Origin of the sequence: Lysinibacillus mangiferihumi, from assembly GCF_003049665.1 — a bacterium.
Taxonomy (GTDB): Bacteria; Bacillota; Bacilli; order Bacillales_A; family Planococcaceae; genus Lysinibacillus; species Lysinibacillus mangiferihumi.
On sequence record NZ_PYWM01000005.1, the window covers coordinates 19407 to 34165 of the forward strand.

At 31.6% G+C, this 14759-nt stretch carries 15 protein-coding genes; 12 read left to right on the top strand and 3 right to left on the bottom strand.

What is annotated here, in order from left to right:
- Positions 1–2 precede the first annotated feature (2 nt).
- Genes C9J37_RS06565 through C9J37_RS06575 form a run of 3 tightly spaced genes read left to right on the top strand, consistent with a single transcriptional unit; the run spans position 3 to position 4125 of the window.
- On the top strand, positions 3–3122 hold the full coding sequence (locus C9J37_RS06565) for an ATP-binding protein (RefSeq protein WP_107894739.1): 3120 nt from the start codon (positions 3–5) through the stop codon (positions 3120–3122).
- A complete protein-coding gene (locus C9J37_RS06570; protein ID WP_107894740.1) occupies positions 3113–3733 on the top strand; it encodes an HNH/ENDO VII family nuclease in 621 nt (206 codons plus the stop codon). Before C9J37_RS06565 ends, C9J37_RS06570 begins: the two co-directional genes overlap by 10 nt.
- Positions 3730–4125: an SMI1/KNR4 family protein gene (locus C9J37_RS06575; protein ID WP_107894741.1), complete on the top strand. Its 396-nt coding sequence runs from the start codon at positions 3730–3732 to the stop codon at positions 4123–4125. Before C9J37_RS06570 ends, C9J37_RS06575 begins: the two co-directional genes overlap by 4 nt.
- A gap of 660 nt (positions 4126–4785) precedes the next feature.
- Here C9J37_RS06575 and C9J37_RS06585 read toward each other — a convergent pair.
- Positions 4786–5499, bottom strand: a complete 714-nt coding sequence (locus tag C9J37_RS06585) for a hypothetical protein (protein WP_107894742.1) — start codon at positions 5497–5499, stop codon at positions 4786–4788.
- A 133-nt stretch (positions 5500–5632) separates the two neighbouring features.
- Here C9J37_RS06585 and C9J37_RS06590 point away from each other — a divergent pair, with 133 nt between their 5' ends.
- The 3 genes from C9J37_RS06590 (at position 5633) to C9J37_RS06595 (ending at position 7199) form a co-directional block, all read left to right on the top strand.
- Complete coding sequence (locus C9J37_RS06590; RefSeq protein ID WP_107894743.1) at positions 5633–6163, top strand: hypothetical protein; 531 nt, start codon at positions 5633–5635, stop codon at positions 6161–6163.
- 89 nt (positions 6164–6252) lie between these two features.
- On the top strand, positions 6253–6402 hold the full coding sequence (locus tag C9J37_RS28180; protein ID WP_167397267.1) for a hypothetical protein: 150 nt from the start codon (positions 6253–6255) through the stop codon (positions 6400–6402).
- Between the two features lie 230 nt (positions 6403–6632).
- Complete coding sequence (locus C9J37_RS06595) at positions 6633–7199, top strand: recombinase family protein (RefSeq protein ID WP_107894744.1); 567 nt, start codon at positions 6633–6635, stop codon at positions 7197–7199.
- Positions 7200–7246: 47 nt separating this feature from the next.
- Here the strand turns inward: C9J37_RS06595 and C9J37_RS06600 are convergent, their stop codons facing one another.
- On the bottom strand, positions 7247–8434 hold the full coding sequence (locus C9J37_RS06600) for a protein kinase family protein (protein ID WP_107894745.1): 1188 nt from the start codon (positions 8432–8434) through the stop codon (positions 7247–7249).
- A gap of 80 nt (positions 8435–8514) precedes the next feature.
- Between C9J37_RS06600 and C9J37_RS06605 the strand changes: the two genes are divergently transcribed.
- Positions 8515–9369 carry a hypothetical protein gene (locus C9J37_RS06605; protein ID WP_107894746.1) on the top strand — a complete coding sequence of 285 codons (855 nt, stop codon included), beginning with the start codon at positions 8515–8517 and terminating at the stop codon, positions 9367–9369.
- A 215-nt stretch (positions 9370–9584) separates the two neighbouring features.
- Positions 9585–10223 carry a hypothetical protein gene (locus C9J37_RS06610; protein ID WP_107894747.1) on the top strand — a complete coding sequence of 213 codons (639 nt, stop codon included), beginning with the start codon at positions 9585–9587 and terminating at the stop codon, positions 10221–10223.
- A 224-nt stretch (positions 10224–10447) separates the two neighbouring features.
- Here the strand turns inward: C9J37_RS06610 and C9J37_RS28185 are convergent, their stop codons facing one another.
- Positions 10448–10606 carry a hypothetical protein gene (locus tag C9J37_RS28185; RefSeq protein ID WP_167397268.1) on the bottom strand — a complete coding sequence of 53 codons (159 nt, stop codon included), beginning with the start codon at positions 10604–10606 and terminating at the stop codon, positions 10448–10450.
- A gap of 263 nt (positions 10607–10869) precedes the next feature.
- Here C9J37_RS28185 and C9J37_RS06615 point away from each other — a divergent pair, with 263 nt between their 5' ends.
- From C9J37_RS06615 to C9J37_RS06630, 4 genes are all read left to right on the top strand, one after another.
- Positions 10870–11850, top strand: a complete 981-nt coding sequence (locus tag C9J37_RS06615; RefSeq protein ID WP_107894748.1) for a hypothetical protein — start codon at positions 10870–10872, stop codon at positions 11848–11850.
- Positions 11851–12376: 526 nt separating this feature from the next.
- On the top strand, positions 12377–12826 hold the full coding sequence (locus tag C9J37_RS06620) for a hypothetical protein (RefSeq protein ID WP_107894749.1): 450 nt from the start codon (positions 12377–12379) through the stop codon (positions 12824–12826).
- The gene (locus tag C9J37_RS06625) at positions 12826–13518 is read left to right on the top strand and encodes a hypothetical protein (RefSeq protein WP_107894750.1); all 693 of its coding nucleotides are present in this window, start codon (positions 12826–12828) and stop codon (positions 13516–13518) included. The genes C9J37_RS06620 and C9J37_RS06625 overlap by 1 nt, the downstream gene beginning before the upstream one ends.
- A 565-nt stretch (positions 13519–14083) precedes the next feature.
- Positions 14084–14320, top strand: coding sequence for a hypothetical protein (locus tag C9J37_RS06630; RefSeq protein WP_107894751.1), 237 nt, complete (start codon positions 14084–14086; stop codon positions 14318–14320).
- Positions 14321–14759: the final 439 nt, after the last annotated feature.

A 14759-nucleotide genomic window follows, 5' to 3' on the forward strand; every position in this document is an offset into this window, starting at 1 on the left:
CTATGCTAGAAAGAACAACAATCGAAAAATTTCAGGTAAATCAACAGGACCTTTATAACAGGCGACCTAAAAGTATTAAAGAAGGCATTAAAACAGCGAGTACAATTCCATATTTTTATGAGATTTCAGAAGTTTTTATTGAGCAACAAAAGGATACATCGATTGAACAACAATTAAAAGAAAGTGCTATTGCTTTTGCAAAAGCACTTTCGGCTGTCAAAGGACGTACGGTTTTTATTTTATCTGGTAATGGCCAAGGAAGAATAAGTTTAGCAGTAGCCAACTCTCAAAATGATTTGCAACTTCAAGCATTAATCAGTTCTATCAATGGAACAATGAATTATGCTAAAGTGCAGCCGACAGAAAATCATTGGAGCCATTATGCAGCACTAACTTATACACCGGCGTTGGATTTAGAAAAAGAGAATACATTTATTTCAGTAATTGATAGTTTTTTAAAGTCAAATTGGCGAAATGCATTCGAAGTTCGCATTGTGATCCAAGTTACTGATCAAAGTGAGACCTTGTTAACTTTATCTTCAATGTATGAAGAAGTGTATCCATATCAACAAATTCAAACGTCTGCATCCAATTCTGAAAGTATACAAAAACAGAAAAGTACTAGTCACACTAAAAATGAATCAGCCATTTTAGTTGGACAAAACATGGGGGAAACTGATAGTGAAACAATAAGCAGTGATTCTTCCAGCGACCGTTCAACTGAATATAAAAGCTACGCTATAGAACGTTACTGTGAACAACTTTCGTATTTAATGGACAGACAACTATTAGCGAATTCTATCGGTCAATTTCAAGTAGGGATTTATATTGCTTCTAATAAGCCAACGGAAATTAGTAGTTTACAGTCAGCCATCCAACAATCGAGCTTTGAAAAAGAGTTCGGTGAAGGTGTAGATGTTCATAACTTCCCTGCTATCAAGCAATGTTTTAATCATTTTGTATTTCCAAATGAAGAATCGAGATTTTCTCCAATTTTTGGATATTCGTCATTGATAACAAATGTCTTAACATCGCAAGAGCTAGCGCGCCTAATTCAATTGCCAAGTCAATCTTACGATGGCTTTGAAGTGAAGGCTTTAAACGATTTTGAAGTAAATAGGTTACCGTATGAAGAAAACGGTGATGTTTGGCTAATGGGTAAACAGTTTGTTCGAAATGTGTTAACTGAAAAAGAAGTGAAGTACAGCTACTCAAATTTACGACGTCACTGTTTAATAAGTGGAATCACAGGAAGTGGTAAAACAAATACGGTAATGTCTTTATTAAAAGATAGCCCTGTTCCGTTTTTAATTATTGAACCGACGAAACAAGAATATCGACATTTACTAAGTATTGATCAAACAGTTAAAGTATTTACACCTGGTAACGAGCGGATATCACCGATTCGACTAAATCCGTTTTATTTCCCAGAAGGTATTTCTGTAATGAGTCATATTGATTCATTAAAAGCTGTATTTATGTCAGCCTTTTCAATGTATGCATCTATGCCGAATATTTTAGAGCAATGTTTATATTCGATTTATCAGAAAGTAGGCTGGGATTTAAATCAGTCGGTTAATGTATTTGCTAATGATGGCATCAAATTAACACATTTTCCAACACTTGAATTATTATATGAAGAAATTGATTTATATTTAGATAAATCTGGATATGCCGAAGAACAGAAATCTAATATACGTGCAGCTTTATTAACGCGTATTAAAAGTTTAATGACCGGTAGTAAAGGAAAAATGCTAAATACTCAAGACACAATTGATTTTGCAGATTTACTAAATTCAAAAGCAGTTATTGAACTTGAAGAAATTGCAGATGAAGATGATAAAGCATTAATTATAGGGCTATTTTTCATTCGCCTGTCAGAACAGTTTAAAGTAGATGCAGAAGAAAAATTAGATGCAGAGCTAAAACATTTTACAATTATTGAAGAAGCTCACCGATTATTTAAAAATCACGAAGAAAGCACAAATCCTGAAATTGCGAATACGAAGGGAAAAGCTGTTGAGTTTTTCTGTAATATTTTAAGTGAAATTCGCTCTAAGGGTGAAGGCATTATTATTATTGATCAAGTGCCGACAAAGCTAGCACCCGATGCTTTGAAAAATACTGATACGAAAATTATCCATCGACTAGTATCTCAAGATGATGCTGAGTATGTTGCACAGGCACTTGCAATTGCGAATGATGAAGACTTACTATTCTTATCGCAATTGAAACGCGGAGAGGCCTTATTCTTTACAAGTGGTATGTATAAAGCCGGTCATGTATTAGTAAACGCAGCTAAATCAAGTTTGTCTTATGTCAAAGAAATAGATATCCAACAGGTTGCCGAGAAATACAATTCATTTGTGATTAATGCTGAATTAGAACATCCAATGGCGGAATATATTTTACGTCAAAACGAGCGTTTAGTAAGTACTATGTTAAATCAGTATCGAAAGTTTTATCACAATGCTTTGTATGGTAATACGATGCACATAAATAATATAGTATCTAAATTCGTAAAAGACCTGTCTAGAAATGTTGAAAAGGTTGGTTATATTATACCTAAAGAACAGAAAGGCCAGTTTATGATTACTTTATGTACAGGGTTAACCGAAAAGTATCTAAATTCACGTGTTTATTTCTCTAACTTTAAGCTTGTTAAAGATGAAGTGTCTTACTATTTAAATTTACTATTAAAAAACCATGATTATGATTGGTCAGAAAATGAGCTGAATGTTTTTGAACAGCAACGTCAGAAAGTGATTCATCCGTTACTAATAAACGCGACAGAACTTTTACTTTTTGATGAAGAAAAGTATGAGTGGATGGAATCGAGTAGAAATGTAGTAGATGGTGAAGTCATTTTCTTGTCGAAATACATGGAGCTATCAGGTTTGCTAGACGAGGTAGATATTAATAATTTTGCGACAGATAATGCTTCGAAAGTATTTAAAAAAGCAATTCAAATATTACAAGACGAGTTTATTATTTGGTCGTGGAATGAGTATGCGAAACAATTGCTTCTAAGATCGTTAACGCAATTATTTGGATGGGAATCTAAAAGTTTACTCGTTCAATTTGAAGTTTGGTTGGAAAAGGAGAGTATGTTATGGTGTTAATTGAATCAATTTTAGGTGCTGTTGAAGGTGCAAAAACAGCTGTTATAACAGAAGGGGTCAAAGCGCCTGTAACGATGCCAGATGTGGTATATGGCAACTTAGAAAGTACAATGGAAATGCAAAATATTGAACCAACCAATTTAGATAAAATTGAAGCTACTAAAATTGCTCCTGAAGCCATTAATATTGAACCTATTGATCAATTTCGAACGGTTGATGAAGCGTTAAGTGAAGCATCAGAGGCAGAAAAAGCGATTTATGAAGAGGCAGGCTTAGAAAAAGCTGTTATTAATGACCGTGAAGTATTAATTCGAACAGATATTGATTACAGCGCTAAAGATCAATTTGGTCGTACAAACCTAGAGCGTATGGAACAGGGATTAGCCCCACTAGTAGATGGGCAACCTGTTGAACTACATCATGTGGGACAAGAAATGGACTCACCATTAGCTGAATTGACTCGTGGTGAACACCGTGGAGAAGGAAACTTCTCTGTTTTACATGAAGCCGGAAAAGAAAGTACGATAAACCGTAATGTTTTTAATGCTGAGAAAGAAGCACATTGGAAAGCACGTGCGGAAGAAATAAAAGCTGCAGGAGGTATTTCATGAAACTAAAACAATTATTTGAAAATGTAAAGGTTTTTTCAACTGGTGGTGTTTCAGTATCCGAAGTTGAAAAAGCCGAAAAGGAATTATCAGTTAGTTTTCCAGAAGAGTATAAAGAGCTATTGGTAGAATACGGAGCTGTTTCTGTAGGAACCCATGAAATTGCAGCTTTAGGAGTAGAAGGTTATTTAAACGTAGTAGAGTTAACAAAAGAGGAACGTGTACTTTCCCCTGAAAATGACTTAGAAGAATATATTGTAATTCAAAATATTGGATCTGAAGGAATGTTAATCGTATTAGATTCAGAGGGGAATGTATACGAATATGTTAATGGTGAATTTAAACAAATATACAAGGATTTCTTCTCATATTTAAAAATGGAAGTTTGTGTATAGTTTTATTGTTAAAAGGTGAACACATATAAATATCAGTGCGTCAGCTTGTAACAGAGGGTAGATATCCCAAATATCATTTTCTTGTAAAGATTTACACTAAGTATATTCAATAATAAAGCATACGTTAAATTATTATTTACAAGTTAACTGACAATAACGGTGGTTTGTTGTCTGTCCGTGTTATGGTGATGGTAGGTAGTAATTTCAAAAGTCTCCGTAAGCAATTTTAGCAAACCTTATTAATTCCTTTGTAAGAGCAATTTCAGATGGTCAGAAAAACCTTGTAAACGTTGATATTACAAGGTTTTCTGATTTGATAGGTAGAACACCCGCCGTCTCCATAGTATGGAAATTATAGGTTTGAATGGACACCGAAATCCCATGGTATATATGGGGTTTCGGTGTTCTTTTCTTTCGTATAGTTTTATACGTTTTTAAACAAACCGTAGTTAAAACCGTAGCTAATTTTAAAGCGAGCCATTCATGTGATAATCGAACTTTTGCATAGCTCCCGATTTAGCCTCTGGCGTGAGGTGCGTATAAATATTCATCGTCGTAACTGCTCCCTCCTGTTTGAAGCGGGCGCTAGTCCTAAGGAAGCCCAAGACCGCTTGGGACATTCAGACATTAAACCCTAAATGGGCTTTTTTTTGTTACAAATCATCCGTTGTATGGAATTTCCGGTACTATGTTCCATTCAGCTTTTGATGGAACTACACCACCAACTGGTTTATATTCGTAACGTACTTCATTTGTAGAATCTGTTGTTATTTTATAAACTAGTTGGCCGTTTGTTGAAGTCCCAGGAATATAGCCGGTAACTGCCCCGCGTACTTTCGCAGGGATTGTTGTTTTAGCCCCATATTTACTTCCTGCTGTCCAACTTCTACTCATAGAAGCCCCCACTGACACAGTTCCACTAACTTTAGCAACTACTAATTCCTTTTCGGCAGTAGCTTCAACAGATACATTACCCTCTAATGTAAAAGTACCACTCTTTTCTGCTTCAAACCAGATTTCTAAGGGTGTATATAAATTTGATCGATTATCTCCTATAACTCTGTTAACAAACTTATATTTGTAGTTAACATTAGCTGTAGATTGATCATAACGTACTAATTCTTTATATGTCCACCGAGGTGAAATTCCTCCAAAATCCGGCTTATTAACAACTGGCTTATTAAAGGTTGTCTCGTCTTTAATTTGTTCGTCTACTACTGATGAAATATCTCTTACTGTGTTTGTTTCTTCATTCCATAAATAAGGTTGTTGTGTATCCACTTCTGAGGCTGAGGCAGTAAGTGACGAAAAACCACCCAATAATAACGTTGTTGCTAATGCCATTGATCCAAATCGTAATTTGTTTCTTTTCAAAATCTCCAACTCCATTCTTTTCTTTTTTTAGTACAAACTATAATTTCTACAATATTTTACAATTTCCTTCCTGTTTATGTTAAAATATTTAAAAATATTAAAATATTCTAAAAACAGAATTGAGTGATGCTAAATGATAAAAAAAATCAACTTTTTAATGGCTTTATTGATTATTTCTATTTTTCTCATTGGCTGTACAAATGAAGAAAAGGCTGAGTTAAACTCAACAGAAGAAAGTGAGATTCAAACATCTACCAAAGAAGAAAATACAGTTCAATCTATAGAAGATAATAAAAAAGAATTATTAAATAAATTTAAGAACAAATTCCCTAATGCTATAACATATAATGACGCAATGTATGATATAAATAAAGATAATTCAAAAGAATTATTAGTAATTTTTGATACACCAGAGAAGAAAGTAAACATAGCATTTTTGACAGATAACGATGTAAAAGGGTTTTCTATTGGTGAAGGTAATGGCTATTCTTTTGATTATATTAAAGACTCCCTAAAATTTGATGAGTCTACAAATTATTTTTTTATTACTGTGCATGATGAACTTCATAAAATAACGGTAGATTATAAAATAACTGTGGAAACTGCAGAAGAAAACAAGGAAACTAATTTTATTGTTGAGTCTATGAATGAGCGAAAAGACTAGACTAAAATTTATAGGGTCAATACATTTGAAACGAGTTTTTAAAAGGCATAGAGGTTTAATTTAATAATTTCGAAGGAGGTTGCAGTGTTATGGGACCAAACGATTACAATCGTACTTCAACAAATGAATCTGATGGTCAAAAATTTTATGGTTTTGACGACGGTGAAGGTAGAACCGATTGGTACACTGAAGATGGTAATTTAGATTCTTCAACCCCTACACCAGCCGATGATGAATAGTGACCACCTTTAAGCAAAGGCATCCTAACTGGATGCTTTTTTCTTTCGAGGTAAATATTTTTTAAACTATAATCACTTGATAAGTCTATAAATCCATCGTTTAGTAGACGAATTAAAGGTAGAGCATACATTAAAGTTTATGCTCTCTTTTTTTATGGAATTTGTCTATAAACTCGTCTATAATCGAAAGAATATATAACGTATAAGTTTATAGAAAAGAGGGTTTAGTGTTGAGTAGAATTATTGGTTATTGTCGTGTAAGTACTGAAGAACAGAATTTAGATATGCAGGAACGAGCAATTCAAAATTATGCAGATCAAAAAGGATTAGATCTTGTTTTATATGTAGAGAAAGTGTCGAGCCGTAAGAATGAGCGAATGGAATTAATCAATGCAATGAAAGCAGCCTCAAAAGGTGACTTGTTCGTTGTCTATAAACTGGACCGTTTAGCACGAAGTACAAAAGAATTATATGAGCTAACAGAGCGATTAAAAGAAAAGGCAGTAGATTTCGTATCGGTCCATGATTCATTTGATACTTCAACACCTACTGGAAAAGCTATGTTTGGAATGTTAGCTGTCTTTGCGGAGTTTGAAAGAGATATTATTCAGCAGCGTACAAAAGCAGGGTTAGAGGCAGCTCGCAAGCGTGGAAGAGTGGGGGGCAGACCTGCAATTGATGAAAAAACTAAGAAGCATGTAAGGGCATTATTTGAAGCAGGAGAAAGTGCAACTGATATTGCGAAAGAATATGGAGTTGGAAGAGCAACAGTATACAAAATCATAAATGAAGAATAAATTAAAACTCAAGGAACAATAGTTTTAGTTTCTTGAGCTTTACTAATTTAAATTGGAATTACCGATTTTATACATTTTTCAAATGCTAATTTAAGTTCTTCTAAAGTTTTAAACCTATTATTGATGTTTAAGTCTGTTCCTTTTTTTATAAAAGATTCGAAATCATCATTGAAAAACTTTTGTAAAGTTATTCTTCCCTCCATAACAAAGTAAATAATCCTAGAAAGTGCAAAAATCTCGTGTCGAAGTTCATAGCTACCAAAACCAGTTAGTTCTAAATTAGGGTCATTAAAAGACCCTTTAAATTCGGTATTACGGCTGGTTAAACTGTTATCTGGTAATTTAACTAAGCCAAAATCAGAAATCTTCCCTACGTGCAGTTCTTCGTATTCTTTAAGAAGTATATTATTAGGACTTATATCTCTATGTAGAAGATTTTTGGAATGAATATATTCAAATGCTCTAATAATTTGATTAACTAATCCACATCTTTTGCTAAAGGTTAATTTGTTGTTGTTTTGATTAATGAATTTTTCTAATGTGTAATCTGCGTACTCCATATAATATTCATTTTTTAAAGAGTCGTATTTGTATACTTCAATGATGTATGGAGAATTGAAGCTTTGCATTGTGTTAAACTCTGTTTCAAACCGTATTAATTCCTTAGAAGATAACCCGTTTTTTGCACGTTTAATAACAAATGTTTTGTTATAAAACGTGTCTTTGTATTTAAAAACTTTAGCGTAAGAGCCTTCACCGATTAGTTTTAGTTCGTATAGCTGATTTTGTGAATGAGAAGATTTTTGAACATAGTTTTTCAGAGTGAAGATAGGGATGTTTTCTAAAATATTTATTTTTGTGAAATCCTTTGGGATATCACTGCCGTAAGAATCTTCTAAGAAATTATTTAAAGAATTTAGCACAGATAAATAATTTTCATGAATATTAAAGTTATAAACCGTTGTAGATAAGTTTGCTTGTAAATTAAATAATTCTTCGATTAAAAAAATTAAATCCCTACTTTCTTGTGCTGTAATTCTTCCATTAGATATTCTACTATTAACATATTTAAACAATTTATTTAATTGAAAATGGACTAGAGAGAAAACTTTTTGTAATGGCTGATTTATTGTTTCATAAAGATAAATAAGTCTATTTGTTGATTCTTCACCGAAACGTGTAGCAATGGAGCTATATTTATTGTTAATATATTCTAAGTTATTATTTTGTAGCATTTTTTTACATCTCCTTATATTGTAATTATAATTAAGATAAGTGATATTTCTCAAGTATATAAAGGAAGGAAGTGTATCAGATGATTTTGACAAAGATTAAGAGTTCAGCATTTGAAGAAATGGATTTACAAAAAACGTTAAATTCTATAGAAGATTTTTGTTGTTATCTTGTAAGTCAAATAGAAATATTAAAGGATTTAGAAGTAGAATATTCTAAAGAAGTCTCTGAGCTTTTATCTAAAGAAACTCTCGAACGATATAAAAGTAATGCTAAGGTTTTAAAATTCCCATATAACAATTTCAAATTACAACGAGAATCATTAGATTTAGAGGAAGGATTCTTAGTGCAGAGTTGGTCAAACTTAGGTTCTTTATTAGAATCGACTTTGCAAATATTCTTAGCTTTTTATTATAGAGATTATATAACAAATAGGGGTAATGTTTGGGATGATAATGTAATCCAGAAACTAAATAATATGCTGAAAAAAGAATTTAACGAGAACCTTAAAAAATTAGTTGAAGATAGTGATATTAACTTTAGTGGTAAAGACAGAAAGAGTTTAATGAAAAAAATCGATGAGATTATTAAGGATAAAAAGAATCTGCCGATGATTGACAAACTCACTCTCGAGCCGTTAATTGCTTTTTATACTTCCAATAAAATTTTTAATTCTAATGAATATAGCAAGGAGGAATTCAGAAGAATAAGAGATTATAGAAATGCTATACATAGTTTTCAGAAGAGAGAGATTGGTAGTTGGGATGAACTGAATTATTATAGCAAAGTATTGTTAATGTTATTAATAGATATGAACTATAGATTACCAAGTTTACCAGATGAAATTCCTTTAACAGAAGAAATATACGATAAACAAATAGAATTAGTTATGCTAGAACAGCAATGGTTTGAATATACACTAAAAGGTGTTAACTAAGGGATTTTAGACGATGTGAGAACGGGTAATTAAGTATCATTAATAATAAAAGTAAAAGAGGATATTAATGTTTTAGGATTAGATTTAAATAAGAAAGAAAATGAAACAAATAATAGAGTTAGCGATTGCATTATATGAACCATTCCTTTACCTTCTAGAATTGTGTTTAGCAACTAAAGGTAAGGGGAATTTTATAAGGAGGCAAGAAGTAAGATATGTTGTGGTTAATATATGAGGAATATTTTAATCAAAATGTGCGTAATACATTTTTTTTGAAGTATCTAAAATGGTATGTATGGGTTATCTCAGTTTCACTTTTAGCACTTACTGTGTATTTTTCTATTAAATTTTTCTTTTTACCAAATGGTTGGTTTCTCTTAGTCTCCTGTGTATTTGCAGCTGGTACTGGGCTTTACTTTGGGAATGAAGTGGAAAAATCTAAGTTAAAAAATATCGGAAACAAAGAAGATGTTTTTGACCATGATATGATTTCAATTAGAACCATATTAAATAAACGAGATATTAATAAAATTGAACAGATTGAGTTGTTAATAAATCAAATAAACGAAGAGGTGTCGGAATTAAAATTCAGTGAAAAAGTTTTAAAACCAATATCTAAGATTAGCACAGTATTAATAATACCAATAATAACTATCTTGACTAAAGAGTTGTTAAATTACAACGATATGGGAATATATAGTGTGATATTAGTTATTTTATTATGTTTAATGGTGGTAGGAATATTTTATATGATTAAACCTTTATTGGAACAAATATTAGATACTCCTTATAGAAAAATGCGTGAATTGAAAAGAGTACTAGAAGATGTTAAAATGCTAGATTTTTTAAAATAGTATAATTTTATATTATTAAGTACTAATATTGATTTTTAGTGAAGATGTAAACCATCGATTTTGAAATCAGAACCTAGAGTAAAATCTAGGATTTTTTTAACTCTTTAGAAAAATTAATATTCCCAAAACACCACAACAAGATTAATTAAAGAAGTTTCTAAATAGTAATATATGATACACCTATCTAAGCTAATTTAGATAGGTGTTTTTGCTTTGTAAAATAATCAATAATATGTATGTTCATCAGTACACTCGCCTCCAACACTACTCTTTTTAGATTGGCCATTTAGCAATTTTGTACGAGCAATTATTTTTAGATTATATTGTTTAACTATTTCTTCACGACGAACTTTACCTCGACAGCTAAATTTGGGGATGTTCAATAAAAATCCTCCTTTTTTCTCATGCATTTGGTGCGTAGTTAGGGTGATGTCAAAGTCCCGTTTACCTTATCAAAACACAATTATTATAAGTAAATTATATCGATTTTTTGGTTTTTCTCCAAGTATTACCTTGATAGTTAAATATATTAGAAACTCCAATGCACTTAAAAAGGTGGTAAGACATGTAATTTCATTTCAAGAAATCTATAACATTGTTACTACTTATAAAAAATGTTATATTATATTTTTACGGGAGGAATTATATGCCAAAAATATTTATTACACGTAAAGGGAATAGTGGAGCAATATACGATGGCGAGGATTTTAGAGGGATTGGCTGTATATTAGGTGTTTTTGCTATTTTGACAGTCGCTTTTGGAATCTTAGTTACAATTGTAGATGCTGTAGCATACTTTATGATTAATTTGTATGAAACTATCGGAAAAACGCTTAGACCAGCATATGAATTTATCATTATGAAAATAGTAGTTTTACCTTCTACTTTTGATATCTTTTTTAATATTCTTTCAGAAAATCATTTCATTAAAGCGCTTATTTTTAGTGGGCTAATTCTAATTTACACATTTTCACTTAAAAGTGTAAGGAATAAAAGCAAACTAATAAATTTTTACTTTATTGCTAATATACTTATCCTTGCTATAAGGATCGTTTTTTCTTTATTATTTGCCTTAGTTGCTTTTGCAGCAGATGATACTGAACAAATACATACTAATTCTTTTATACAAACTGATTTCAAGTTAGATATACTTGAGAATGAAAATAACCTGAGATATAACACTCATATTTTTACGGATGAAGAAGTAAACAAAGGAAATGCCTTTCTGGATGCAAATTCTAAAAAACAATATAAAGAGGTATTTTGGGTAGCTTTTGGTGAAAATGAAGATCAGATGGGTGTTCATTCTAAATTCTATACTAATTTTGTAATTCGTGGGGTATCTTTTAATTCTATAGAAAAGGTGGATCGATACCAAACGACCTTATCTTATTCACCTACGATGGATGATTATGAATACACAAACCAGACACCATTTACTATTAGTTTTGTTGGAGATAGTGAAATATTAAAAACCTATACACTCTCAAAAGATAACAATGTAATTGATGTTGATATCCCAGTTGATTTAAAAAGCTCTTTCGGAGTAATTATCGAAGGTGACGTAACTGATTACTCAGTCGTTACACTACTAGGTTCAAAATTTATAAATGAGTTGAACAAGTAACTTATTTATAAACTCTTTATCTGAAGGCAACTAAAAAAGTTGTATTGGCATGAGTCTGATTTTGAAGCAGACTCATGCTAATCGTAGGTGCTTTAAAAGAAAGTGCTGGATTAGATAATTTCGTAGGACAAACAAAACCGCGCTATAAGCGGTAAGTAACCACCTTTACCACCGTCAAGCGGTCAGATTACTTTACTACTTGAGAGTGGGGAAAAGCTTCTAAAGTACTTAAAAGCAAAAAATCGAGTAAAGTTGCACGTTTTTTGGCCGGTAGTGTCTTAGTTGCAGGAAGGATTTTTTCTTATATTGATAACTGCATTGTAATTAATAAAAGAAGGATGGCGGAATTGCCGATAACATTAAAAAATCAGCAAAAGTACATAGAGATACAAAGTAAGTGAACTACGAAGCACATAGGCACCGTGTTGTAAAGCTGCAAAGACCTTTTCTATAATAGATATATTTTAACTCCTATGTTAAAATTTAAAATGGTTGTTTTTTACATACATAATATGAGGTGAAGGTATTGAAAAAGGATAGTACTACCAATATAGATTGGGGAGAATTACTTGATTATCTTTTAGAAGAGATTTCTTCCAAAATGCCCCCGATTTTGACTAAGAATTTAAATGCAGAAATTAATACATATGTTACATATGAAAAAAGTGTAGACGAAAAGAAAAAATCAATAGAATTATCTGTCAAAGAAAAGAGTGACAAAGAAAAATTTGTAATTGCTATAAACTATCTTCGGTCACTTTTACTGGAAACCCCTTTGATAGCACAAGAAATATCCATTAACTTAGGTAAATTGCCACAGAAAATTAAATTTATTTCTGATACAACTTCTATTAATCCAATTAAGGAGAATATCGAATTCGCATTAACAGACATAACCCTCTCAGAGGATGAATTAAATGTTATTCGTACTAATTTAGATGTTTTATATCAAGCTTTAGAAAAGGAGGAAATCTGATGACCTCGATTACTGACTTAAAAAATGCAATTGATAACTTATTATCTTTATCGTCAACAGGAGCTATATTACATCTTAACTCTCATACACCTGAGAGAGCTTTTGAGGCTTACATATTTTCCTTATGTTCAAAAGCGGTTAAAAATCTAGGAGCAACAACAACGGCAACAGCAACTTTAACTGGTACCCAGTCAGGGCCAAACCCAAGTATTGTTATTTTTAGAGGAAGTCCTGGTAATATGTGGTCAGTTTCTCAAGATTTTTGTTACTTAGACTGTACACTTAACGATAAAAGCTTTGAAGTTCATGTAGATGTTACCTATGAAGGAAGAAGTGGTGCAAATCACGAACTAGACGTTTCGATTTATTCAAAAGCACAGGCTAATATTGCTAGGTCAAATAGGGTTTTTCCAAAAATGCAAAAACATTTAATAGGAGCAATAGAATGTAAATTTTATACTTCCGCTCCCGGAGTCTCTTTAGCTAGAACCTTTGTAGGGTTATTAACAGATTGCTCAGGGAAAAAATTCAAAGCTTTTATCTCAAATCAGGCTACCGACGGTTTAAAAAAGTTTTTAAGCACTGGACCCGCACTTTCCTTTACAGATTTATCTCCATTAGATGTATCTTCTGAAGATCGATTTGTTAAAAATCTAGAACAATTCTTACTTGAATGGTCTCACACAAGATAAACATATTGCCATTTTCGTGGACTAATAGAAATAAAGAAACGAAAATATGAAGGATAATTTTGTAAGACAGACTGTTTCACACAGACTGTCTTTTTAATTGATTACTTTTTATATTATTAGAGTATTGGAATATCCCTGAGCTTGTATAATTTTTGGAATCCCTATGAGCATTTCTTCCGGGGGTTCTTTTCTGAGTAACATCATAACTAAGTTTAGGATGGTTCATCTGTCTGTATGTATCATCACTTTCAGAATACATTTTTCTTTTTGCTAGTTTACTTAGATGATTTAGAAATGTGTAGACCGGTTAAAAAATATTAAGCAAATACTATAGTAAATTTCTATAATATATCACATTAATAATTAGCTTGTTTTGCCTGTGCAATAAGAATTTAAAATTTATATACTAACGGGAAAAGTAGAAGAAAGTTATCCATATATAGCGAGTTATGGTACATTTACGGTTGTATACCGCCAATCACCCTTGTATTGCAAGATACAATCTTTTTCTCAAGCAAGTTATTCTTAAAGTACTAAAATAAATATATATAATAGGGGAAATATAATGGCATACTCTAAGGAACAAATTGAAGATCGAATTAATAAAATCAAAAAAAGATATAAAAACTTTGATCAGATAATAGTTACGAAGGAAACGAAAAGTGATTTATATTTATTAGCGCTAGACTATGATAATGAAGATCATTACTTGAAAATGGATTCTAACGGTCAACTCTTCGTTAAATTCAATGCTCAATGGAAAGCTGTAAAGAATTTTTTGTATCGTGAATCTAATCAATAATTATCATGAATACATAGGTATTTGAGAAGTATTTAAACCCATCAACATCTCATGTTTTGAGAAAAAAGAAGGTTAAACCTTTGCCTACTGATATGATAATTTATATATACACTGTGTACAGAATTGATGTTAAAACACATGATTTTTTACACTTAATTTATCGTCTCCGTAAGCAAATTTAGCAAACCTTATTAATTCCTTTGTAAGAGCAATTTCAGATGGTCAGAAATGCCTTGTAAACGTTGATATTACAAGGCTTTCTGATTTGATAGGTAGAACACCCGCCGTCTCCATTAAGTAGGTCAAAACATAGTAATAACAAGGCTTTTAAAAAGTGTGGTAACAATTCACTTTTATTTAGCGTTAAATTAAATTTGAGCAGACTTGAAGTCGTTTTCCATGTCGAGAACGGCTTCTTTTTCTGTTGTAGGATACAAAA

Bases quoted from the DNA above. Each gene is read 5' to 3' on its own strand.
- C9J37_RS06565 (WP_107894739.1), top strand. From the start codon at position 3: ATGCTAGAAAGAACAACAATCGAAAAATTTCAGGTAAATCAACAGGAC.
- C9J37_RS06570 (WP_107894740.1), top strand. From the start codon at position 3,113: ATGGTGTTAATTGAATCAATTTTAGGTGCTGTTGAAGGTGCAAAAACA.
- C9J37_RS06575 (WP_107894741.1), top strand. From the start codon at position 3,730: ATGAAACTAAAACAATTATTTGAAAATGTAAAGGTTTTTTCAACTGGT.
- C9J37_RS06590 (WP_107894743.1), top strand. From the start codon at position 5,633: ATGATAAAAAAAATCAACTTTTTAATGGCTTTATTGATTATTTCTATT.
- C9J37_RS28180 (WP_167397267.1), top strand. From the start codon at position 6,253: ATGGGACCAAACGATTACAATCGTACTTCAACAAATGAATCTGATGGT.
- C9J37_RS06600 (WP_107894745.1), bottom strand. From the start codon at position 8,434: ATGCTACAAAATAATAACTTAGAATATATTAACAATAAATATAGCTCC.
- C9J37_RS06605 (WP_107894746.1), top strand. From the start codon at position 8,515: ATGATTTTGACAAAGATTAAGAGTTCAGCATTTGAAGAAATGGATTTA.
- C9J37_RS06610 (WP_107894747.1), top strand. From the start codon at position 9,585: ATGTTGTGGTTAATATATGAGGAATATTTTAATCAAAATGTGCGTAAT.
- C9J37_RS06615 (WP_107894748.1), top strand. From the start codon at position 10,870: ATGCCAAAAATATTTATTACACGTAAAGGGAATAGTGGAGCAATATAC.
- C9J37_RS06625 (WP_107894750.1), top strand. From the start codon at position 12,826: ATGACCTCGATTACTGACTTAAAAAATGCAATTGATAACTTATTATCT.
- C9J37_RS06630 (WP_107894751.1), top strand. From the start codon at position 14,084: ATGGCATACTCTAAGGAACAAATTGAAGATCGAATTAATAAAATCAAA.